The organism is Rhodococcus sp. CH91 (assembly GCF_022554085.1).
GTDB lineage: Bacteria > Actinomycetota > Actinomycetes > Mycobacteriales > Mycobacteriaceae > Rhodococcus.
The window spans coordinates 149,458-171,686 of sequence record NZ_JAKFYR010000011.1 but is presented as its reverse complement, the minus strand read 5'-3'; the positions used below and the strand labels follow the sequence as shown (position 1 = coordinate 171,686).

20 protein-coding genes are annotated in these 22,229 nt (G+C 69.0%); 13 read left to right on the top strand and 7 right to left on the bottom strand.

Annotated features, from left to right (window positions below; all coding sequences use genetic code 11):
* The first annotated feature begins 17 nt into the window (after positions 1 to 17).
* Positions 18 to 773 carry an acyltransferase gene (locus MOM01_RS19570; protein WP_241387094.1) on the top strand — a complete coding sequence of 252 codons (756 nt, stop codon included), beginning with the start codon at positions 18 to 20 and terminating at the stop codon, positions 771 to 773.
* A 36-nt stretch (positions 774 to 809) separates the two neighbouring features.
* Positions 810 to 2,330 (top strand): amidase, encoded by a 1,521-nt coding sequence (locus tag MOM01_RS19565; RefSeq protein WP_241387093.1) that lies wholly within the window; start codon positions 810 to 812, stop codon positions 2,328 to 2,330.
* Here the strand turns inward: MOM01_RS19565 and MOM01_RS19560 are convergent.
* Genes MOM01_RS19560 through MOM01_RS19545 form a run of 4 tightly spaced genes read right to left on the bottom strand, consistent with a single transcriptional unit; the run spans position 2,273 to position 6,447 of the window.
* Positions 2,273 to 2,863 carry a GNAT family N-acetyltransferase gene (locus MOM01_RS19560; RefSeq protein WP_241387092.1) on the bottom strand — a complete coding sequence of 197 codons (591 nt, stop codon included), beginning with the start codon at positions 2,861 to 2,863 and terminating at the stop codon, positions 2,273 to 2,275. The genes MOM01_RS19565 and MOM01_RS19560 overlap by 58 nt on opposite strands.
* A gap of 13 nt (positions 2,864 to 2,876) precedes the next feature.
* Positions 2,877 to 4,124: a glycosyltransferase family 4 protein gene (locus MOM01_RS19555; protein WP_241387091.1), complete on the bottom strand. Its 1,248-nt coding sequence runs from the start codon at positions 4,122 to 4,124 to the stop codon at positions 2,877 to 2,879.
* On the bottom strand, positions 4,121 to 5,641 hold the full coding sequence (locus MOM01_RS19550) for a 1,4-alpha-glucan branching protein domain-containing protein (RefSeq protein WP_241387114.1): 1,521 nt from the start codon (positions 5,639 to 5,641) through the stop codon (positions 4,121 to 4,123). The genes MOM01_RS19555 and MOM01_RS19550 overlap by 4 nt, the downstream gene beginning before the upstream one ends.
* A 26-nt stretch (positions 5,642 to 5,667) precedes the next feature.
* Positions 5,668 to 6,447, bottom strand: coding sequence for a class I SAM-dependent methyltransferase (locus MOM01_RS19545; protein WP_241387090.1), 780 nt, complete (start codon positions 6,445 to 6,447; stop codon positions 5,668 to 5,670).
* Positions 6,448 to 6,675: 228 nt separating this feature from the next.
* On the opposite strand from MOM01_RS19545, the gene MOM01_RS19540 reads away from it, so the two are divergent.
* From MOM01_RS19540 to MOM01_RS19500, 9 genes are all read left to right on the top strand, one after another.
* Positions 6,676 to 7,461 (top strand): electron transfer flavoprotein subunit beta/FixA family protein, encoded by a 786-nt coding sequence (locus tag MOM01_RS19540; protein ID WP_241387089.1) that lies wholly within the window; start codon positions 6,676 to 6,678, stop codon positions 7,459 to 7,461.
* Between the two features lie 47 nt (positions 7,462 to 7,508).
* The gene (locus MOM01_RS19535) at positions 7,509 to 8,465 is read left to right on the top strand and encodes an electron transfer flavoprotein subunit alpha/FixB family protein (RefSeq protein WP_241387088.1); all 957 of its coding nucleotides are present in this window, start codon (positions 7,509 to 7,511) and stop codon (positions 8,463 to 8,465) included.
* Positions 8,466 to 8,673: 208 nt separating this feature from the next.
* Positions 8,674 to 9,909, top strand: coding sequence for a cysteine desulfurase family protein (locus MOM01_RS19530; RefSeq protein WP_241387087.1), 1,236 nt, complete (start codon positions 8,674 to 8,676; stop codon positions 9,907 to 9,909).
* On the top strand, positions 9,906 to 10,985 hold the full coding sequence (mnmA, locus tag MOM01_RS19525) for a tRNA 2-thiouridine(34) synthase MnmA (RefSeq protein ID WP_241387086.1): 1,080 nt from the start codon (positions 9,906 to 9,908) through the stop codon (positions 10,983 to 10,985). Before MOM01_RS19530 ends, mnmA begins: the two co-directional genes overlap by 4 nt.
* The gene (locus tag MOM01_RS19520) at positions 10,982 to 12,007 is read left to right on the top strand and encodes a methionine synthase (RefSeq protein ID WP_241387085.1); all 1,026 of its coding nucleotides are present in this window, start codon (positions 10,982 to 10,984) and stop codon (positions 12,005 to 12,007) included. Before mnmA ends, MOM01_RS19520 begins: the two co-directional genes overlap by 4 nt.
* Positions 12,008 to 12,044: 37 nt before the next feature.
* The gene (ligA, locus tag MOM01_RS19515; protein ID WP_241387084.1) at positions 12,045 to 14,153 is read left to right on the top strand and encodes an NAD-dependent DNA ligase LigA; all 2,109 of its coding nucleotides are present in this window, start codon (positions 12,045 to 12,047) and stop codon (positions 14,151 to 14,153) included.
* A 133-nt stretch (positions 14,154 to 14,286) separates the two neighbouring features.
* Complete coding sequence (locus MOM01_RS19510; RefSeq protein ID WP_241387083.1) at positions 14,287 to 14,508, top strand: hypothetical protein; 222 nt, start codon at positions 14,287 to 14,289, stop codon at positions 14,506 to 14,508.
* A 169-nt stretch (positions 14,509 to 14,677) separates the two neighbouring features.
* Positions 14,678 to 15,484, top strand: coding sequence for a hypothetical protein (locus MOM01_RS19505; RefSeq protein ID WP_241387082.1), 807 nt, complete (start codon positions 14,678 to 14,680; stop codon positions 15,482 to 15,484).
* Between the two features lie 4 nt (positions 15,485 to 15,488).
* The gene (locus tag MOM01_RS19500; RefSeq protein WP_241387081.1) at positions 15,489 to 17,465 is read left to right on the top strand and encodes a YhgE/Pip domain-containing protein; all 1,977 of its coding nucleotides are present in this window, start codon (positions 15,489 to 15,491) and stop codon (positions 17,463 to 17,465) included.
* 27 nt (positions 17,466 to 17,492) lie between these two features.
* On the opposite strand, the gene MOM01_RS19495 is transcribed toward MOM01_RS19500, so the two are convergent.
* Positions 17,493 to 18,143, bottom strand: coding sequence for an amino acid-binding protein (locus MOM01_RS19495; RefSeq protein ID WP_241387080.1), 651 nt, complete (start codon positions 18,141 to 18,143; stop codon positions 17,493 to 17,495).
* A 342-nt stretch (positions 18,144 to 18,485) separates the two neighbouring features.
* Here MOM01_RS19495 and gatC point away from each other — a divergent pair, with 342 nt between their 5' ends.
* Complete coding sequence (gatC, locus tag MOM01_RS19490; protein ID WP_241387079.1) at positions 18,486 to 18,785, top strand: Asp-tRNA(Asn)/Glu-tRNA(Gln) amidotransferase subunit GatC; 300 nt, start codon at positions 18,486 to 18,488, stop codon at positions 18,783 to 18,785.
* On the top strand, positions 18,782 to 20,257 hold the full coding sequence (gene gatA, locus MOM01_RS19485; protein ID WP_241387078.1) for an Asp-tRNA(Asn)/Glu-tRNA(Gln) amidotransferase subunit GatA: 1,476 nt from the start codon (positions 18,782 to 18,784) through the stop codon (positions 20,255 to 20,257). Before gatC ends, gatA begins: the two co-directional genes overlap by 4 nt.
* Positions 20,258 to 20,310: 53 nt before the next feature.
* Here gatA and MOM01_RS19480 read toward each other — a convergent pair whose 3' ends face one another.
* On the bottom strand, positions 20,311 to 21,582 hold the full coding sequence (locus MOM01_RS19480) for an alpha/beta-hydrolase family protein (protein ID WP_241387077.1): 1,272 nt from the start codon (positions 21,580 to 21,582) through the stop codon (positions 20,311 to 20,313).
* Entirely contained in the window at positions 21,579 to 22,190 is a 612-nt protein-coding gene (locus tag MOM01_RS19475; protein WP_241387076.1) for a hypothetical protein, read from the bottom strand. The genes MOM01_RS19480 and MOM01_RS19475 overlap by 4 nt, the downstream gene beginning before the upstream one ends.
* Between the last annotated feature and the right edge of the window lie 39 nt (positions 22,191 to 22,229).

The following is a 22,229-nucleotide window of genomic DNA, read 5'->3' as shown; positions in this document are numbered from 1 at the left end:
GACCGTAGGCTGCCCCTATGACGAGCATGTGGGGTGCACCTCTGTCGGCGAGGTGGCGCGGGTCCCGTCGCAGGGATTCCGAGCAGGCACGATTCCTGACATTGTCCTCTCTGAAATGGGTGCTGGAGAACAAGGCGTACACGCCCTGGTATCTGGTGCGGTACTACCGCCTGGCGAAGTTCCGGCTGGCCAATCCGCACGTGGTCCTGCGCGGCATGGTGTTCCTGGGCAAGAACGTCGAGATCCATGCGACACCCGAGCTGTCGCGCCTCGAGATCGGCAAGTGGGTCCACATCGGCGACGGGAACGCGATCCGCTGCCACGAGGGTTCGCTCCGGATCGGCGACAAGGTGGTCTTCGGCAAGGACAACGTCGTCAACACCTATCTCGACATCGAGATCGGGGCGTCGACCCTGGTCGCGGACTGGTGCTACATCTGCGACTTCGACCACCGCACCGAGGACATCACCTATCCCATCAAGGACCAGGGCATCGTCAAGAGCCCGGTCCGTATCGGCCCGGACACCTGGATCGCGGCCAAGGTCACGGTGCTTCGTGGCACCCGGGTCGGTCGCGGGTCGGTGCTCGGGGCGCACGCCGTCGTCAAGGGCGACATCCCCGACTACAGCATCGCCGTCGGCTCGCCCGCCAAGGTGGTCAAGAATCGTAAGATGACGTGGGAGAGCGCGGCCGCCGAGCGCGCCGCACGGGAGGCAGCACTCGCCGACATCGCACGGAAGAAGGCGGGGGAGACACCCGCGGACGTGCACTAGTCACCGAGCGCGCCGGAACACTGTCGGGGGACAGCGATGGACTATTCGGAATATCGGCGTCACGACGCGGTCGGTCTCGCCGAACTCGTCGCGACGGGGCAGGTGTCGGCGCATGAGCTGCTCGATGCCGCGATCGGCAGACTCGAGGTCGTCGAACCGGCCTTGAACACCGTCGTACGCCGCCTCGACGAGGACGCCCGCGCGCGGGCGGGCGAATCGCCTTCCGGCCCGCTGGGAGGGGTGCCGTTCCTCGTCAAGGACCTCGGTCAGGACATCGCCGGAGTGCCCACCTCGAGTGGCTCCCGAGCCCTCGCGGCGCTGCCCGCCGAGGACAACTCGGCCATCGTCGACCGCTGGCTCGGCGCCGGACTCGTCCCGTTCGGCAAGACCAACACCCCGGAATTCGGAGCGAAGGGGATCACCGAACCGGAGGCCTTCGGCGCCACCCGCAACCCCTGGGACACCTCGCGGACGCCGGGTGGATCGTCGGGTGGTTCGGCTGCGGCCGTCGCGGCGGGGGTGGTCCCGGCCGCCGGTGCCAGTGACGGCGGAGGGTCCATCCGGATCCCCTCGGCATGTTGCGGACTGGTCGGTCTCAAACCCGGTCGCGGACTCGTGCCGACCGGCCCCCGGGGCGGAGAACCGCTGCACGGCGCCGCCACGAACGGGGTCATCACCCGGACGGTCCGCGACGCCGCCGCGTTTCTCGACGTGATGGCCGGCCCGTATCCGGCGGGGCCCTACAGCGTGGTGCCGCCCGCGGAGTCCTTCGCCGGGGCCATCGCACGACCTCCGGCGCGCCTGCGGATCGGCTACACGACGCCGTCCCCGCTCGGGACCCCGGTCCATCCGGAGGCGATCGCTGCCGTGGAGGACGCTGCCGCGCTTCTCGGCGAGCTCGGGCACCGGGTGGAGCCTGCGGCGACCGGCATCGACGAGCGGCGACTCGCCGAGGACTTCCTCACGATGTGGTTCGCCACGGCCGCCGCCGAAATCGACGATGCGCGCAGGCGATCGGGAGCCGGTGCGGATGCGTTCGAGTTCGACACCCGCATGATGGCCGCCCTGGGGCGAGCCGTCCCGGCGTCGGAATATCTCGCGGCGCTCAGGAGGTGGGCGGACCATACCCGCGGCCTCGCCGCCTTCCACGAGCGCTACGACCTGTTGCTCACACCCACTCTCGCTACGCCTCCGGTCCGGATCGGCGAACTCGCGACACCGCGGTGGATGCGCGCCGTCGGGCAGGTGCTCCTGACGAGCCGCGCGACGTGGATCGCCCGACGTGCGGGGTTCATCGACAGGATGGTCGACGAGAATCTCGGTCCCGTCCCGTACACGCAACTGGCGAACATCACCGGCAGACCGGCGATCTCACTGCCTCTGCACTGGACTCCGGAGGGTCTTCCACTCGGGGTGCAGTTCGTCGCGCCACTCGGCGGGGAGACGACACTGCTCGCGCTCGCGGCCGAACTCGAACAGGCACGCCCGTGGTTCGACCGTCAGCCGCCGCTCGCCCCGGCCTCCGGCCTGCCGAGCGAGCCGAGTGCCTTGAGATAGGGGACGACCTCGCACGGAACTGCCGTCGCGGCAACGAGTTCGGGATGTCTTTCGTCGAGCGAGGCCGGCCGCTGCGCGTGGTAGCCGAGTCGGCGGTACCACGAGTCGAGGAACTGTTCGGACTCGTGCGTGTCGTCTCGGGGGCGGATCACTTCGAGCTGCATCGTCGTGAAACCTGCTGCTGCGCACTCCGTTTCGACGGAACGCACGAGAAGGAGCCCGATTCCGGTGCCGCGGACCGTGGGATCGGTCGCCAGCATCCCGAATTCCGCGGTGGTGTCGTCGATCCGCGCGATGCGGATGCACCCGACGATGCGGCCGTCGAGCCGGGCGATGCGGATCTCCCCGTCCCGCGCCGATCGCGCGACGTCGTCGGCGTCGGTCCGGGTGGTACCCGGACGCCACAGTCCGTCCTCCGCGACGGCGTAGACGGCATTGACGAGCTCGGCCACGGCCGCGATGTCGGGCCCGGGCGTGCCGTCGGGGGCACGGAGTCGCTCGACGAGGACACGCTCTCGGGTCTCCGAGGTCATCGGATCCACTCCCTCAGCCTCGATCCGGAAGCGGACGCTGGGGGATGGTGGGGCGTGCGAGCGGATGGCGGACCCGCCGTTTCGCCGCCGAGTAGACCTGCGCGGTCTCCTCGGCCACGCGCCGCCAGTCGAAGTCGTCCGTCAGCCGTGCCCGCGCAGCGCGGGCACGGGTCTGGGTGGCGGCCGGGTCGTCGAGTGTCTCCCGGACGGCGGAGACCAGGCCCGCGACGTCGCCGGGCCGGAAGGACAGTCCGGTCACACCGTCGACCACGGCCTCGCCCAGGCCACCCGCGGTGGACGCGACGAGCGGGGTCCCCGCCGCGGCCGCCTCGAGGGCGATGATCCCGAACGGCTCGTAGCGACTGGGCAGCACGATCGCGTCGGCGCCGTGCAACCATCCGAGCAGTTCGGTGTGGTCGAGATTGCCCAGGAAACTCACCGATCGTGCGACGCGGTGTACCCGCGCCTGTTCGCGCAGCCACTCGAACTGGGTGCCTTCGCCGGCGACGTAGAGGGTGGTTCCGGGATGCGACCGGCGGATTCGGGGGAGCGCGGCGATCGCGTCCTGCACACCCTTCTCGTATTCGAGGCGGCCGACGTAGAGCAGCCGTGCCGGCCCGGTCCTCGGCTCGCGTTCGCGGTACGACCAGGTGGTGAGGTCGATGCCGTTGCGGATGATCGAGATCTCGGGCAGGTCGGGACCGTACAGTTCGGTCACCTCGTCGTGCATCGACGCCGAACAGGTGATGAGCCTGTCCGATTCGTTGGCGAGCCACCATTCGACGGAGTGCACCTGCCGGTTGATCCGTCCCGACAGCCAGCCGCTGTGGCGACCGGCTTCGGTGGCGTGCAGGGTCGACACGAGCGGCACGTCGAAGTACTCGGCCAGCGCGATCGCCGGGTGCGCGACGAGCCAGTCGTGGGCATGGACGACGTCGGGATGCCATCCCTCACCGATGCCGCCGCGGCTCAGTCCCACCCCGGCGCGGACCATCGCATGCCCCATGGCCAGGGTCCACGAGATCATGTCCTCCCCGAAGTCGAAGTGGGGCGCGTCCTCCGCGACCGCCACCACGAGGACCCCGTCGGCGACATGGCTGACGGTGGGGTGCGTCGAGGCGTCGGTACCGGTGGGCCGCCGCGACAGCACCACGACCTCGTTGCCCGCGCCGGCGAGTTCGGTGGCGAGATGGTGGACGTGTCTGCCCAGACCTCCGACGACGACGGGCGGGTACTCCCACGAGACGAGAAGGATCTTCATTCCGGGCCTCCGTGGCGTCGGGGCAGGCGTCGGGCATCGAGTGCGGGGAAGAGGTTGTCGGCGCGATTCCACGCGTGGGCCAAGCGCAGTGCCGTGTCGTCGCGTCCGGCATCGACCGCTTCGGCGATCTCACGCAAGGCGTGCGCGTGCTTGTGCGCGCGGTCCCGCGCATACTCGGCGGCGGTGTCCTTGCTCACCATGAACGCCCAGTCGCTCGAGACGGTGAGCAGTGCCTCGCGCAGCATCTGGTCATGCGTGCGATTGCGGAATTCCCTTGCACCGGCGTTCTTCTCGCGGGACTTGTCGATGCTGTCGAGGGTCGTACGCACCACCTCGTCGTTCAACCGGACCAGATCGGAGACCTGGTCTCCGGCCCAGACCCGCCAGTCCTTGCCCGATCCCCACGACGAATTCTCGAGATCGACGGAATCGCCGACGTACCCGCGGTCGCGTGCCTCGGCCAGTGTGCCGACCTCGATCCCCGCCTCGGGGAGGGCGCGCAACAAACGCTCGAGGAAGATCGGGCCCTCGAACCACCAGTGCCCGAACAGTTCCGTGTCGAATGCGGCGACGACGAGCGCGTCGCGGCCGATACGTTCGGATTCGCTGCGCAGGCGACGCCGGACGGTCTCGACGAAATCCGCGACGTGCCGGTCGACGGTGCGCGAGGCGAGTTCCGGGTCGTAGGGCGCCTTCTCGTGCGAGGCCACCGTGCGGCCGGTGACGCGGGCAGGCTTGAGTCCGGTGTCGTGACAGTAGGTGTGGAAGTCGCGGTAGGCGCCGTGACCGGGATAGCCGGATTTCGGCGACCACACCCGGTACGAAACCTGCAGGTCACGGCCGAAACACACGACGTCGGAGTCGCGGACGGTCCGGCCGAGCGCGGTGTCGCCGTGCAGTGCCGGGCCGTCCACCATGAAGTGTTCGACACCTGCTGCCGCGTAGCCGGTTTCCATGCCCGGGGTGTAACCGCACTCGGGGCCCCAGATGCCGCGTGGCCGGTGCTGCCAGCGGGCGTGGGCGTCCGAGAGTCCCTCCGACAGGGAGAAAGCGCGGAGGCGAGGGTCGAGCAGGGGCTGGAAGGGATGTGCCAGCGGTCCGCCGAGCAGTTCGACGGCGTCGGCGTCGATCAGTTCGCGTACGACCGGGGATCCTCCGTGACGCCATCGGGTTTCGAACATCTCGAGAGCGGCGGAGGCGGCGCGGTGCTCGCGGGCTCCGAGCGCGCGGTAGGACTCCTCGCGCATACCGGCGGCCTCGTGCGCCCGCAGTTGCCAGTTGCCGAGCCAGTGATGCATTCCGGCGAGGCAGTGCGGGTCGTCCAGCTGCGCCGCGAGCACGGGGGTGATGCCGAGCGTGAGCATCTTCGTGCGGCCTTCGGCGGCGAGTCGCCGGAGTACGTCGGTGACGGGCAGATAGGTCGCTGCCCACGATTGGTAGAGCCATTCCTCGCCGACCGGCCAGCGCCCGTGATGGGCGAGCCAGGGCAGATGCGAATGGAGGACGAGTGCGAACATCCCCGGTTCGCGGGTCGCGGCGGCACTCACGGCGCGGGGTCCTTCACTGCGACGGCGACGAGATCGAGGCTCGCGTCGATGTTCTCGGGGACGATGGAGAAGTCGTCGACCGACACCGCGGCGACGTCGGCGGTGAGATCGTCCGGCCACGGCTCTCCGGCGAGTGCGCGTTCGATCTGGGCGTCGATGAACGATCCACCGTGTTTGGCGTCGAGGGCGCGCAGGGCCGGGCCGTGGTGCACACCGGTGACGAGTTCGACGCGGAAGCCCGCCTCGTCGAGCAGTTCGGTGAGTTCGGCCGCGTTCAGCTCGCGGGTGTGGAACGGATTGAGGGGAGTGTCGCGGCCGGGGGAGAAGGTGATCCGATTGGGCGTGCTGATGAGCAGTTCCCCGCCCGGAGCCAGGACGCGGTGGCATTCGCGAAGGAACTGCGCCTGATCCCAGAGGTGCTCGATGACCTGGAAGTTCACCACGACCTCGACGGACTCGGCGTCGAGGGGAAGTTCGGCGAGGTTCCCCTGCCGCATGTCCACTCGCGGATAGCGGGCGCGGATGTGCGCGACCGCGCTCTCGTCGTAGTCGAGGCCGATGACCCGGTTCGCGACGTCGGCGATCATGTCGGCGCCGTACCCTTCGCCGGCACCGGCCTCGAGTACGGTCCGGCCCGCACATCGGGCCAGGAAGTGCCGGTAGACGACCTCGTGTCGGCGGAACCAGTAGTTCTCTTCGGCGATGCCGGGCACGGTCCGTTCGCCGGTGAGGGGGAGGGTGTGCGCGTCGTCGGCGCGGGCGGGGGTGTCGCTCACCGCGACGACATTAGCCTCCCGTCCACGACTCCCGTCTCCGGTGGTCCAGATCACAGGTTTGCCCGTCCTTCCGTCCGGCTATGGTGAACCGGGTATCCAGTCAAGTTACTGGCTGGTAACTTAGCGTTTGATAATCTATCGCACACGCCGTGTGAAAGACACGAGTGCTCGGTTCAGGCAGCGCCTTGCCGACAAAGGCAGCTACACACAGGAGGTCGACGCAGACCCATGACGAACATCGTCGTTTTGATCAAGCAGGTCCCCGACACGTGGTCCGAGCGCAAGCTCTCGGACGGCGACTACACCCTCGACCGTGAGGCTGCGGACGCCGTTCTCGACGAGATCAACGAGCGCGCCGTCGAGGAAGCTCTGCTCATCAAGGAGCGCGACGGCGGCGAGGTCACCGTCCTGACCGCCGGCCCCGACCGCGCGACCGACGCCATCCGCAAGGCGCTGTCGATGGGCGCCGACAAGGCCATCCACCTCAACGATCCCGCCCTGCACGGATCGGACTCCATCCAGACCGCCTATGCACTCGCCGCGGCACTCGGCCAGATCGAGGGTGTCGAGCTGGTCATCGCGGGCAACGAGGCCACCGACGGCCGCGTCGGTGCCGTCCCCGCGATCATCGCCGAGTACCTCGGCCTCCCGCACCTGACGCACCTGCGCAAGCTCACCCTCGCGGACGGCAAGGCCACCGGCGAGCGCGAGACCGACGAGGGTGTCTTCGGCATCGAGGCTCCGCTGCCCGCCATCGTCTCGGTCACCGAGAAGATCAACGAGCCGCGCTTCCCGTCTTTCAAGGGCATCATGGCCGCCAAGAAGAAGGAAGTGCAGACCCTCACCCTCGCCGACATCGGCCTCGATCCCGAGATCTTCGGTGTCGCGAACGCTGCGTCCACCGTCACCGGTGTGACCCCGAAGCCCCCGCGCACCGCCGGTGAGCGCGTCGCCGACGAGGGCGACGGCGGCACCAAGATCGCCCAGTACCTGGTCGGCCAGAAGATCATCTGATCGCGCCCCCGCGACAACACCTGACATATCTAGGGAGAGAAGCAGTAATGGCAGAAGTACTCGTGCTCGTCGAGCATGCCGAGGGCGCGCTCAAGAAGGTCAGCACCGAACTCATCACCGCCGCACGCGCGCTCGGTGAGCCCTCCGCCGTCGTGGCAGGCGCTCCCGGCACCGCCGACGCACTGCAGGACGCACTCGCCGCCGCCGGCGCCGTCAAGGTCTACGCCGCCGAGTCCGACGATGTCGACAACTACCTGGTGAGCCCCAAGGTCGACATCCTCGCGTCGCTCGTCGAGTCCACCAGCCCCGCCGCCGTCATCACCGCCGCGTCCGTCGAGGGCAAGGAGGTGTCGGGCCGTCTCGCCGCCCGTATCGGTTCGGGTCTGCTCGTCGACGTCGTCGACGTCAAGGCCGACGGTTCGGCCGTGCACTCGATCTTCGGTGGCGCGTTCACCGTCGACGCCAAGGCCAACGGTGAGGTCCCCGTGATCTCCGTCCGCCCGGGTGCCATCGAGGCCAAGCCCGAAGCTGCCGCCGCCGAGCGCGTCGCGGTCGAGGTCCCGGCCCAGGAAGAGAACGCCGTGAAGGTCGTCTCGCGCGATCCGATCGTCGGCGGCGACCGTCCCGAGCTCACCGAGGCGTCCATCGTCGTCTCCGGTGGCCGCGGTGTCGGCTCGGCCGAGAAGTTCTCCGTCGTCGAGGAACTCGCCGACTCGCTCGGTGCCGCCGTCGGTGCTTCCCGCGCCGCCGTCGACTCCGGCTACTACCCCGGCCAGTTCCAGGTCGGTCAGACGGGCAAGACCGTCTCGCCGCAGCTCTACGTCGCCCTCGGCATCTCCGGCGCCATCCAGCACCGGGCCGGCATGCAGACGTCGAAGACCATCGTCGCCGTCAACAAGGACGAAGAGGCCCCGATCTTCGAGATCGCGGACTACGGCGTCGTCGGCGACCTGTTCAACGTCGCTCCGCAGCTGACCGAAGAGGTCAAGAAGCACAAGGGCTGATCGTTCCGGCGATCACTCCACCCCGCGGCCCCGCTCCCGTCAGGAGCGGGGCCGCGCGGCGTATGCGGGATCGGGTGATCTCCCTGTGGCCGACGCCATATCCACGCTGCCGACCGTGCGCGGGACTGCCCACCCTCCGGGTCCGGCCGGGCCGTGGCCACCCTGAGCGCGACGGGCACCCCCGCTCACCCGCTATCCTGGATCGGTCATGACCTCGCCCGCCTCCGGTCCCTCCGGTACATCCACGACCGTCTACCTCGATCACGCCGCGACCACGCCGATGCTGCCTGCGGCCGTCGAGGCGTTGACGGAGGTCCTCACCACGGTCGGAAACGCCTCGTCCCTGCACGGCTCGGGTCGTGCGGCCCGTCGCCGCATCGAGGAGTCGCGGGAGTCGATCGCCGCCGCGCTCGGTGCCCGGCCTTCCGAGGTGATCTTCGTCTCCGGTGGCACCGAGGGAGACAACCTGGCCGTCAAGGGCATCTACTGGGGGCGGCGCGCGCAGGATCCCCGCCGCCGCAGGATCCTCGCGAGCGCGGTGGAACATCACGCGGTGCTCGACGCCGTCGAGTGGCTCGTCGAGCACGAGGACGCGCAGGTGACCTGGCTGCCGGTGGACAGGCTGGGCCGCGTCGACCCCGCCACCCTGCGCGAGGAACTGTCGCGTCACGGCGACGAGGTCGCACTCGTATCCGTCATGTGGGCGAACAACGAGGTGGGCACAGTGATGCCCATCGCCGAGCTCGCCGCCGTCGCCGCCGAGTTCGACATCCCGATGCACAGCGATGCCGTCCAGGCCGTGGCGCATCTGCCCGTCGACTTCGCCGCGAGCGGACTGTCGGCGCTGACGCTGGCCGCCCACAAGTTCGGCGGACCGCAGGGCGTGGGGGCACTGCTGCTCGGAAGGCAGGTGCCGTGCGTGCCGCTCGCCCACGGTGGCGGTCACGAGCGCGACGTGCGTTCCGGTACCCAGGACACCGCGTCCATCGTGGCGATGGCGGCCGCGTTGCGAGAGGTCACTGCGGATCTGCCCGCCCGTACCGCCGAACTCGCGGCGCTGCGCGACTTTCTCGTCGCCGGGGTCGAGGCGGAGATTCCGGATGCGATCCTCAACGGCCCGCGCGGCGCGGAACGCCTTCCCAACAACGCTCATTTCACCTTTCCGGGGTGCGAAGGGGATTCGCTGCTGATGCTGCTCGATGCTGCCGGCATCGAGTGCTCCACCGGTTCCGCGTGCACGGCCGGGGTCGCGCGCGCGAGCCACGTGCTCGTCGCCATGGGCTCCGACCCCGCTACGGCGCGGGGATCCCTGCGATTCTCGCTGGGCCACACGACAACTCGACGCGATGTCGAGAGACTGATCGAGACTCTCCCTTCCGTGGTGGACAGGGCACGCGCCGCCGGGCTGGCGAGCGCCGGTGGACGAGGAGGTGACCGGGGATGAGGATTCTTGCGGCAATGAGCGGCGGTGTGGATTCGGCGGTCGCCGCTGCGCGCGTCGTGGACGCCGGCCACGAGGTGGTCGGAGTGCACCTCGCGTTGTCCACCGCGCCGGGGACGCTGCGCACCGGATCGCGCGGATGCTGTTCCAAGGAAGACGCCGGCGACGCGCGACGCGCCGCCGATGTTCTCGGAATTCCTTTCTACGTCTGGGATTTCGCAGATCGGTTCAAGGAAGACGTGATCGACGACTTCGTCGCCTCCTATGCGGCCGGCGAGACGCCGAATCCGTGCCTGCGATGCAACGAGAAGATCAAGTTCTCGGCACTCGCGGACCGCGCGGTGGCGCTCGGTTTCGATGCCGTCGCCACCGGCCACTACGCGCAGCTGAACGACGGAGTGCTGCGCCGCGCCGTCGACGCGGACAAGGACCAGTCGTACGTGCTGGCGGTGCTCACCGCGCAGCAGCTCTCCCGGGCGATGTTCCCGGTGGGCGACACCCCCAAGAGCCGGATCCGCGAGGAGGCCGCCGAGCGTGGCCTCGCGGTGGCGAACAAGCCCGACAGCCACGACATCTGCTTCATTCCTTCGGGGGACACCCGTGCATTCCTCGGGGCCCGGATCGGTGTGCGCCCCGGCGCCGTGGTGGACGATCGCTCGGGTGAGGTCCTCGCCCGGCACGACGGCGTGCACGGATTCACGATCGGTCAGCGCAAGGGTCTCGGCATCGCGGGTCCCGGGCCGGACGGCCGGCCCCGGTACGTCACGGCGATCGAACCGGACAGCGGTACCGTCCGCGTCGGCCCCGCGGAACAGCTGAAGGTCGCGTCGATCCGCGCCGAGCGGGCCGTGTGGACCGCCGGCACGGCCCCCGTGGGGCCGATCGAGTGCGTCGTCCAGGTGCGCGCCCACGGCGGTCTCGCGCCGGCGGTCGCCGAGGCCGTGGGCACCGGCATCGAGATCATGCTGCGTGAACCCCTCACCGGTGTCGCGGCCGGCCAGGCCGCGGTGCTGTACCGGCCCGACGCAGGCGGCGACATCGTCCTCGGCAGCGGCACCATCGCGGCAGGGGACCGGTGACGGCGCCTGTCACCGGCCGCGAGGTCTGGTCCGGTCTCGCGACCGGGATCGGATCGTGGCCCGGCACGGATGCGCGCGAGGCGGCCGCGGTGGTCGTCGGCGAACTCACCGACCTGCCCCATCTCGTCGAGTTGCCCGCCCGCGGGCTCGGAGCCGACAGCATCGGACGTACGAGTGCACTGCTCGTCGACATGTATCTCGACACGTCGACCACCGGATATCGCCTGGTATCGCGACGCGGTGCCGTGGCCGCGCGGGCGAGAGACCTGCTCACGCAGGACCTCGACGCGCTCGAGGAAGCCTGGGAACGCGCCGGCCTGGACTCCGCACGCCCCGTGAAGGTGCAGTCCGCCGGACCGCTCACCCTCGCCGCCCACGTGGAACTCGCGACCGGCCGGCGTGTGCTCACCGACCACGGTGCCGTGCGCGACCTGGCCGAATCGCTCGCGGAGGGATTGTCGCGGCATGCCGCCGAGATCACCCGCAGGCTCGGTGTGCGGGTCGTCGCGCAACTCGACGAACCGTCGTTGCCGGACGTCCTCGCCGGAACGCTGAAGGGCAGAACCGTCCTCGAGACGGTGCCCGCCGTGCCCGAGCCGGAAGCTCTCGACGTGCTCGACACGACGATCCGGGGGAGCGGGCTGTCCGTCGCGGTGCACTGCTGTGCGAGCACGCTCCCGGCCGATCTTCTGCGGCGCAGCGCGGCCGACGCGGTCGCCTTCGACGTCGGACGAGTGCGGCGAGCCGACCTCGACGCACTCGGAGAGCTGTTCGACTCGGGAACGGTGCCGGTCCTCGGACTGGTACCCGCCACGGCTCCGGCCTCCACCGGCTGGCGGGATCACGCGGCGCCGGCAGTGGACCTGATCGACCGCCTCGGCTTCCCCCGGAAGGTCCTGCGCACGGTCGCGGTCAGCCCGGTCTGCGGCCTGGCCTCCGCCTCCGCGGACCAGGCGCGAGCAGCCCTGCGAACCGTACGGGACGTCACCGCGGCATTCACGGAGGAGCCCGACACGCTCTGAGGGTTCCGGTCGGTCCCCTCGACTAGGCTTGCAGGCTGTGAGTGAACCGACGGACGCACCCATCACCGCTCCTCCGGAGGCGCGTGAGCGCTGGCAGGATCTCGCCGAGCAGGTGCGCGAACATCAGTTCCGCTACTACGTGCGCGACGCGCCCATCATCTCCGACGGTCAGTTCGACGCGCTCCTCGGGGAATTGCAGGCGCTCGAGGAGCAGTACACCGAACTCCGCACCCCGGATTCGCCCACCCAGCTGGTCGGCGGTGGCTTCGCCACCGAGTTCGGTGCCGTCGAACATCTCGAGCGGATGCTCAGCCTCGACAATGTCTTCACCGAGGACGAATTGCGCGCGTGGCTCGCGCGCGCCGAGACCGAGACCGGCGCCCACCCCGACTATCTGTGCGAGGTGAAGATCGACGGTGTCGCACTGAGTCTGGTCTACGAGGACGGCAAACTCGTGCGCGCCGCGACCCGCGGCGACGGCCGCACCGGTGAGGACGTCACCCTCAACGCCCGCACCATCGACGATGTTCCCGTAAAGCTCACCGGCAGCGACGAATACCCGGTTCCGACCCTGCTCGAGGTCCGGGGTGAGGTGTTCTTCCGCCTCGAGGACTTCCAGGCGCTCAACGCCGGGCTGGTCGCGGAGGGCAAGCCACCCTTCGCCAATCCCCGTAACTCGGCTGCCGGTTCCCTGCGGCAGAAGAACCCCGCCGTCACCGCGCGCCGGCGTCTGCGCATGTACTGCCACGGCTACGGCCGGATGGAGGGCTTCGAGCCCCGCTCGCAGTCCGAGGCCTATGCCGCCTTCGCGGCCTGGGGGCTGCCGGTCTCCCCGCACACCGCCCGTGTCCAGGATGCCGAGGCGGTCGTCGAGCGGATGCGCTACTGGGGTGAGCACCGGCATGACATCGAGCACGAGATCGACGGCCTGGTGGTGAAGATCGACGACATGGGGCTGCATCGCCGCCTCGGCGCCACCTCCCGCGCCCCGCGGTGGGCGATCGCCTACAAATACCCCCCGGAGGAGGTCACGACCAAGCTTCTCGACATCCGCGTCAGTGTCGGACGCACCGGACGCGTGACGCCGTTCGCCTACATGGAACCGGTCACCGTCGCCGGGTCCACGGTCTCGCTGGCGACGCTGCACAACGCGTCCGAGGTGGAGCGCAAGGGCGTGCTGATCGGCGACACGGTGGTCATCCGCAAGGCCGGTGACGTGATCCCGGAAGTGCTCGGCCCGGTCGTCGATCTGCGCGACGGCTCCGAGTACGCCTTCGAGATGCCGTCGGAATGCCCCGAGTGCGGCACGCCGCTCGCCCCGGCGAAGGAGGGCGACGTCGACCTGCGGTGCCCGAACGCGCGGTCGTGCCCGGCGCAGTTACGCGAGCGGGTCTTCCACGTCGCGGGCAGGGGAGCGTTCGACATCGAGGCCCTCGGTTACGAAGCGGCCACCGCGTTGTTGCGAGCCGAGATCATTTCGGACGAGGGCGATCTGTTCTCCCTCACGAAGGACGATCTCGAACGGGCACCCTTCTTCCGCACCACGAAGGGCGTGTTGTCGAAGAACGGCGAACGCCTGCTGCAGAACCTCGACAAGGCGAAGGAGCAGCCGCTGTGGCGCGTGCTCGTCGCCCTGTCCATCCGGCACGTCGGACCGACCGCGGCACGTGCGCTGGCCACCGAGTTCGGCAGCCTCGAGCACATCCGGGCGGCGTCCGTCGAAGAGCTCGCGGCCGTCGAGGGCGTGGGCCCCACGATCGCAGCTGCCGTGGTCGACTGGTTCACCGTCGACTGGCACGTCGCGATCGTCGACAAGTGGGCGGCGGCCGGGGTGCGCATGGCCGACGAGCGCGACGAATCGATCCCGAGGACACTCGAGGGACTGTCGATCGTCGTCACCGGCACCCTTGCCGGGTTCTCTCGTGACCAGGCCAAGGAGGCCGTCCTGGCTCGTGGGGGGAAGGCGGTCGGATCGGTGTCGAAGAAGACCGCTTTCGTGGTGATCGGCGACAATCCGGGATCGAAGGCCGACAAGGCGGCCGATCTCGGCGTCCCGGTCCTGGACGAGGACGCCTTCCGGGTTCTGCTCGACGAAGGCCCCGAGGCCGCACGGGCAACACTCGATGACGGCGGATCCGGAGACTGACCGGATTCCGGCCCTGCCACCGCGGTACTGCCGAAATATTCGTCTCGAAAGACCCTGTGACCGCCTCTATTCGGAGTCGATTCCGAATTCCGTGCGAAGGTGACCCTGCCCGCGCATCAAGGGTCGATCCGTCGTGCCCGCACCACGGCACCGGTGCGCCGAACTCGGCGGCCGGCATTGTCCCGCACACAGCGACGAACTGCTGCTCGAACCGTGGATCTCCGTGGCGGCGGAGCCGCACGACCCCGCGCCGCGGACGTCACCGATCCGGCACGGATCGGAGACCGATCTCCGATCCGGCAACGAATATGCGGTGATCGTGAAGAATGGACGCAACGTCGAGAACATTCCGTGAGCAGAGAACATTCTGCGCGCACGGCATCGTGACGGAGAACCGGGCGGTGGATCGCCCACGAACACGATCCGCCGTAGGGACAACGAGGCAGTAACAAGGGCGCTCGATGACTCGGAACGGAAGGCACGAAGACGTGGGAGCATGGGGTGAGGATCTGTCCGGACCCCCCGTGGGGAATCCGCCTGCGGCGGATGCGGACAACGACTCCTCGTCTTCGCAGGAGAGCTCCGACTACGTGACGGAGGAGCTCGGCCCTCCCGCGCATTTCCTGTCGGACAAGGACACCGGCACCCTCGTATCGGCTCGTGGAATCGAACTGCACGGGCCGTGGGGGCACGTCTTCGGCCCCCTCGACCTCGACATCGACGAAGGGGGCGTGACGGTTCTGGCGGCACCGCCGGGCGCCGCACGTACTGCGCTGCTGATGGCATTGTGCGGCAGGATGCGTCTGACCCGCGGTTCGCTGACGGTCCTCGGCTTCGAGAACCGGCCCCGCAAGGTGATCGCGAATTCGGCGATCGCCTGCCTGAACGAACTCGACGGAGTACGCCCCTCGGTCACCGTCCGCGATCTCGTGACCGAGCAGAAACGATGGGATTCGCGCTGGTACAAGATTGTTCCGCGGGTGGACGAACAGGGTGTCGCCGACATGTGCGGGGAGGTCTTCGGCGACGTACCGCTCCCGGCTCTCGGGGCGTTCATCGACGATCTACCCGAACTCCAGCAGTTACTGCTGCGGATCTCGGTGGCGAACACGCGCCGACCACCCCTGCTGGTCGTCGGCCGGACCGACAAGGTCTCCGACGACGCCGAACACGCGAAGTTGCTCGAACGGCTCGTGGCCCTGGGAAAGACCCAGTCGGTCATCACCGGTGACGTCAATCCCGTCGATCCCGCCGTCGGAGTGACGTCCGTGGTGGACATGCACGATCTGCTCGGCCCCGGCGACGTCGGTGTGCTCACCGTGAGGAGGTGATCGAGTGCTCGCAGGACTTTCGCTCGGCAGCGATTCGAAGCGGTACTTCCGGGGCACGCTGCCGCGGATCGCGATCGTCACCATCATTCTCATGCCGCTGCTGTACGGAGCCATGTACCTGTGGGCGTTCTGGAATCCGTTCGCTGCGGTCGACAAGATTCCCGCGGCGATCGTCAACAACGACAGCGGACGGTCGTCCACGGGCGAACAGGTCGACGTCGGAGATCAAGTGGTGAAGTCGCTCGTCGGGTCGGGTCAACTCGATCTCGTCGAGGTGTCGGAGCAGGAGGCCGTCTCGGGGCTGGCCGACGGGAAGTACTACTACACCATCACCATTCCCGAGAACTTCAGCGAAGCAGTGGAGTCTCCGAGCGGCGACGATCCCGAGAAGGCCGATCTCGTCTTCACGTTCAACGACGCGAACAACTACCTCGCGAGCATCATCGGACAGGATGCGTCCGAACAGGTGCTCGGACAGCTGAACTCGACCATCGGGGCCGAAGGTGTCGGCACCGTCCTCACCGGTCTGGAGTCGGCCGGTTCCGGTCTGGAACAGGCCGCTTCCGGGGCCGGCCGGCTCGAGGACGGGATCGGCACCGCCAAGAACGGTGCGGATCAGCTCGCCTCGGGCTCACGGGACCTCGCGAACAACCTCGTCACCGCCCGGGACGGGTCGGCACAGCTCGCCTCCGGCGCGGACGAACTCGCCACCACGGTCGACGGTGTGACAGGCCCGCTGCTGAACTCGATCGAGGGCGGAAGCCTGTCCGGTCTGGCCGCGCAGGCGACCGAATTGCGGGCATCGCTCGAAGCCCTCGAAGCGAGGGTGCCGCCGTCCGCCGTGAACCAGGCCGTCGACCAGGTCCTGGCGATCCTGAATCTGAGTTCGGATCCGCTCGTCCAGCAGGCCATCGCCGTCCTGTCTCCACTGAGCGGGCAACAGGCGATCGCGGAAGCCGAAGCGTTGCGCGCGGAGATCCAGCGCCTGCAGGGCGAGGCGCGCGAACTCGAATACCAGCTCACCGATCCGAACAGCCCACTGCAGAGCGGTCTCGCGCTGCTGACGAGCGGTGATCTCGCGGCCGATGTGGAGCGATTGCGCAGCGGTGTCGACGAACTGAGTTCGGGCGCGAAAGCCCTGAATTCCGGCCTCGTCCAGCTCACCGACGGCAGTTTCCGGCTCGCGGACGGAGCCGGGCAGCTGTCCTCCGGCATGGTCGAACTGCAGTCGGGTTCCCAGGAACTGGCCCAGGCGCTGGGGGAAGGCGCGAAACAGGTGCCGAGCTGGACGGACGCACAGCGCACCGCCACGGCGGAGACGCTGGCGGCCCCGGTGTCCCTGCAGCGCGACTACACGAACGAAGCATCCACCTTCGGTACGGGATTCGCCCCCTTCTTCCTCCCGCTGGCCCTGTTCGTCGGCGGCATCATCGTCTGGATGCTTCTCACCCCGCTGCAGTCGCGGCCGACCGTCGCCGGGCTCGGTGCCTACCGCACGGTTCTGGCGTCCTACTGGCCGGCGCTGCTCGTGGGAATCCTCCAGGTGATCGTGATGTACGCGGTGGTGCACCTGGGTGTGGGTCTCGACGTGAAGCACGTCCTGGGGACGATTCTGTTCCTGATGCTCGTCTCGGCCACCTATCTGGCGATGATCCAGGCATTCAATGCGGTGTTCGGGATCGCGGTCGGTCGCGTCGTGACGCTCGCCTTCCTCATGCTGCAACTGGTGTCGGCCGGTGGTATCTATCCGGTGCCCACCACGGCCAAACCGTTCCAGTACATCCACCCCTTCGATCCGATGACCTACGCGGTCAACGGGCTGCGTCAGCTCACGGTGGCCGAACAGATCGATTCGCGGCTGTGGATCGCGATCGCCGTCCTCTCGGGCCTGCTGTTCCTGTCCCTGACCGCGAGCGCGCTGTCGGTCCGGCGGAACCGGCGGTACACAATGGAACGGCTGTATCCGCCCATCGAGGTCTGATCCGAACTGCTCGCCGGAGGCGGGGTGCTACCGGAGTACGGTGCCGACGATGCCGGCGAAGTAACCGATCCGCGCGATCTCGGACGGGCGGAATTCCGGGCCACCGGGTCGTCCGAGCACGAGAACCCGCTCGGACGACCCGAGGGGCGCTGCCGCGAGCATCGTGTCCATGTCCCGCCAGAGTTGCGGAACCCAGTCGCCGGTGTGGTCGAGCACGGTGGCCTCGTCGAGAGGCATCCAGGGAACGCCGCTCAGATGGGTCTCGGGCGAGCCCGGGCTCCCCGCGATGCGGTAGACGCCGTTCGGCCCGATGCCGAGGACTGTCGCCCAGCCGACCCTCAACACCCGGGGGGCTCCGTCGACGAGGATCTGGATGCGATCGTCGCGCGCGGCGGCGATGTGATCGATCAGTTCGAGTTCGCGGTGCGTGTCGAGGATTCCGGCATAGGGTTTGATCGAGTCGACCGAAACTCCGGGGAGCGCCTCCGCTGCGGTGAGGAGCGTGTCGGGCAGTTTCCCGGGTTCGACATCGACGACGAGATCGTCGATTGCGAAGTCCCGGCCCCGTTCGACGACGTCGAGCGACAGGATGTCGGCACCGACCGAACCGAGCGCCAGGGCGAGCGAGCCGAGGCTACCCGGACGATCGGGGAGCCGGACACGCAACAGATACGACACGTGGGTCCTTCCCGAGTCGAGGGGCCACCGGCCCCGTGGCAAGGGGGCCACCGGCCCCGATCCTCCGGCACTCGCGTGCCGGCCCGGAGCCCGTGTCGGTCTCCGGCAGAGCACATCCTTGCACCTCGCACCCCTCCTTCGGGACGCTGCGACGACGAAGATTTGCCGCGCACCCCCGAATGCCGGGTCAGGGCCGGTTGTGTCACGCGAATGCAACCCAGCGTTGCGAAAGCCGAAACATCTCGGACACGGGAGGGGCCGTCACACCGCCTGCACCGCCGTATCCAGGACGCATTACCCTGGACAGGACGTTCACTCTCCATCGGAAAGGGGCCACTTACGGTGCCTGCCATCTCCCGTGACGAGGTCGCGCATCTCGCCCGGTTGTCCCGGCTTGCGCTGACCGATGCCGAACTCGACGAGTTCGCCGGTCAGTTGGATTCGATCCTCAACCACGTCAAGGCGGTGTCCGAGGTGGCCGCGGACGATGTGGCGCCCATGGCGAATCCGAACGCCGTCACCAACGTGACGCGGCCCGATGTCATCGCGCCCGGTCTCACGCCCGAGGAAGCACTGTCCGGTGCACCGGCCGTGGAGGAGAACCGCTTCTCGGTGCCGCAGATTCTGGGAGAGGGCGAATGAGCGCCGATACGACACGCCTCGACGCCGCGACCCTCGCGTCGAAGATCCACGCCGGTGAGTTGTCCTCGGTGGAGGTCACCCAGGCTCACCTCGATCGCATCGCCGAGGTGGACGGGGAGTACAACGCCTTCCTGCACGTCGCGTCCGAGCAGGCGCTGGCAGCAGCGGCCGAGGTCGACCGTGCCGTCGCGGCAGGCGAGAAGCCGGCGTCCGCCCTCGCGGGTGTCCCGATCGCGCTCAAGGACGTCTTCACCACCACGGACATGCCGACGACCTGCGGCTCGAAGATCCTCGACGGCTGGGTGTCGCCCTACGACGCGACGCTCACGACGAAGTTGCGCGAGGCGGGCATCCCCATTCTGGGCAAGACCAACATGGACGAGTTCGCGATGGGCTCGTCCACGGAGAACTCGGCCTACGGCCCCACCCGGAATCCGTGGGACACCACGCGTATCCCGGGCGGCTCCGGCGGCGGCTCCGCCGCGGCCCTCGCGTCCTACCAGGCGCCGCTCGCGATCGGCACCGACACGGGCGGGTCGATCCGCCAGCCCGCCGCCGTCACGGCGACCGTCGGTACCAAGCCCACCTACGGAACGGTCTCCCGGTTCGGCCTGGTGGCCTGCGCCTCGTCGCTCGATCAGGGCGGGCCGTGCGGCCGAACCGTGCTCGACACGGCACTGCTGCACGAGGTCATCGCCGGGCACGACCCGCGCGACTCGACGTCGGTGAACGCTCCCGTGCGTCCCGTCGTCGAGGCCGCACGCCAGGGCGCCGCGGGCGACCTGAAGGGTCTCAAGGTCGGTGTGGTCAAGGAGCTCCATTCCGACAGCTACCAGCCGGGTGTGCTCTCGTCCTTCGACGCGGCGGTCGAGATGCTCACGAAACTCGGCGCAGAGGTGGTCGAGGTGTCGTGCCCGCACTTCGAGTACGCGCTCGCCTCGTACTACCTGATCCTGCCGTCGGAGGTGTCCTCCAATCTCGCCCGGTTCGACGCCATGCGGTACGGCATGCGTGTCGACGACGGCGCGATGAGCGCCGAGCAGGTCATGGCCGCGACCCGCGCCGCCGGATTCGGCAAGGAGGTCAAGCGCCGCATCATGATCGGCACGTACGCATTGTCCTCCGGCTACTACGAGGCCTACTACGGTCAGGCGCTCAAGGTCCGCACCCTCATCGCGCAGGACTTCGACAAGGCGTACGAACAGGTCGACGTGCTGGTCTCGCCCACGAGCCCGTTCACACCGTGGAAGCTCGGCGAGAAGGTCGACGATCCGCTGGCGATGTACCTGTCCGACCTGTGCACGCTGCCGACCAATCTGGCCGGGCACTGTGCGATGTCGGTCCCGTCCGGACTGTCGGAGGACGACGGTCTTCCGGTCGGCCTGCAGATCATGGCTCCCGCCCTGGCCGACGAGCGCCTGTACCGCGTCGGCGCGGCCTTCGAAGCCGCCCGGGGACCCATCGTCGCCTGATCGGCTTCGGACAGCGACCCGTCGTGCCGTACCACCGGCCGGCGGGTCGCCGTCTATCCCGACTGTGCGGAGCACTGCGTCTGATCGTCGCCGTAGCGGTGTCCGTGCCCGGTCGGTGCGACGAGCGAGGTGAGCAGGTCCACCGTCGTGTGGGCGAAGGTCACCACCGGCAGCCAGGGTGGTGCGGGGGCATCGGTGCGCGTGTGCGACAGATCCGGCGGCGACCACAACAGCGACGGTTGCCACCACACGACCGGATCGGACGCGTTCGCGAGGACGGACGCTCCCGCCGTGCGAACGCCCGCAGGCGGGCCGGTGAGAAAGAGCTCGCACGGCCCGGGTTCGGTGTCCGTGAAGGCGGCGCCGGCTCCCAGCGCTCCGAGCGACTGCCCGTAGACGTGCAAGTCGGGACGCCGCTCCTCCGGAAGCGTGGACAGATGGGCGCGCAGCGCGGCGACGAGCGCTCGGCCCTCCTCGCTCGCTGCCGCCCGATCGAGCAGGAAGGCCGCCCAGCTCGGAAGATCCGCGTACTGCTGCGCGACGAGCGCGACGTCGTCTCCCCACTGGTCCTCGAACCCGCGTACCGCGGCCGCGTCGACCCATCCCGAACCTGTCGGTACGGCCACCACGAGGTGTGCCCGTCCGAACGCGCCGGCCCGGCGTAGTTCGTCCACGGCGAGGGCGGCCCGCGCGGAGGGATCCGGTGCGGCCGACAACGGCACGTAGACCCGGATCGGGGAGTTGTGCGCGGGCAAGGACACGAACCGTTGTCCTTCGCGTCCCAGCTCGTCCCAGGAGACGGCCGAGTCCGCACTGCCGGAGAGGCCGGCCGAGAGCGTGGTGGGTGAGGAGACGGTATCGATCGACCCACCCGGCGACGCGGACACCGTGGCGGCGGAGATTGCCAGCACCGCGACACCGACCGCTGCCGTCCGACGGCGTCGCGCGAGCACGCGCACGAGGTGTGGAACGGCGAGCAGGGCGGCCGCGACGAGCGCGGCGACCGCCGATGCCTCGAGCCAGTACCGTGCGTCGAGGGCCGGCAGCGACATCGCCTCCCGCAGGCGGTTCTGCCACCGATGGGCACCGGCCGCCGCGAGCAGCACCACGGCCGCCCCGACGAATGCCTCGGGCAGGCGGAGTTCGGCCGGTCCGGATCGAGGAGCTCGTCCGCTCCGGCGCAGTACCGCCACGACGAGCCGCACTGTCAGCAGAGCGACCACGATCGTCACTCCCGTGACGGCACCCTGCACGAACGACGCCCTGGGCAGCAGGGAAGGAGCGAGTGAGATCACTGCGGCGAGAACCACGGTGAGGATCGTCATCGTCGTACCTTCCGTGCGGTGAAGACGAGGAGCGCCGAGCCTGCGACGAGGGCCGGGGGCCACGGTGATTCCGCGACGGGACTCCGGTGTCCCTGCCGCCACGAGTTGAATTCCACGGCGGCAGAGGCAACTCCGGCCATCCGCAAGCAGGCGGCGACGTCGGGCTCGGGTCGGCACGCGGTCTCGAGGTGGCGAGCGAACAACGCGTCGAGGTCACGCCGGGCACCGGAACCGAGCTCACCGCCGGTCGTGCGCGCGTACCGGAGGAGGTCGTAGCCGAGATCGTGGACCCGGCAAGCAGATTCGAATGAATCGGGGAGGGGCACCAGGGCGGAACAATCCCCGTCGGGATCGGCGAGCACAGATGTCGACCCGGCCCGGGACTCCACGATCGGGGAGTAGCCCATCACGGTGGTGAAATCACCGGGGAAGGACGACACGGCACCCGAGGTGTCCTCCTCGGCGAGGGCGGTGACGGTCGCGGCGGCCGCGGCGTTCTCCGCCGCGGGCGGGCTGGAGTGAGCGAACGATCCGGGCACGAGGAGGTGCACGGCGGTAGCGAGGAAGGTGACCGAGGCAGCGCGCGCCGCTACGGATTTCACTGTCATGCCCGGCGACGTTAGGAACACGCGGCCCTGCGGCGGACC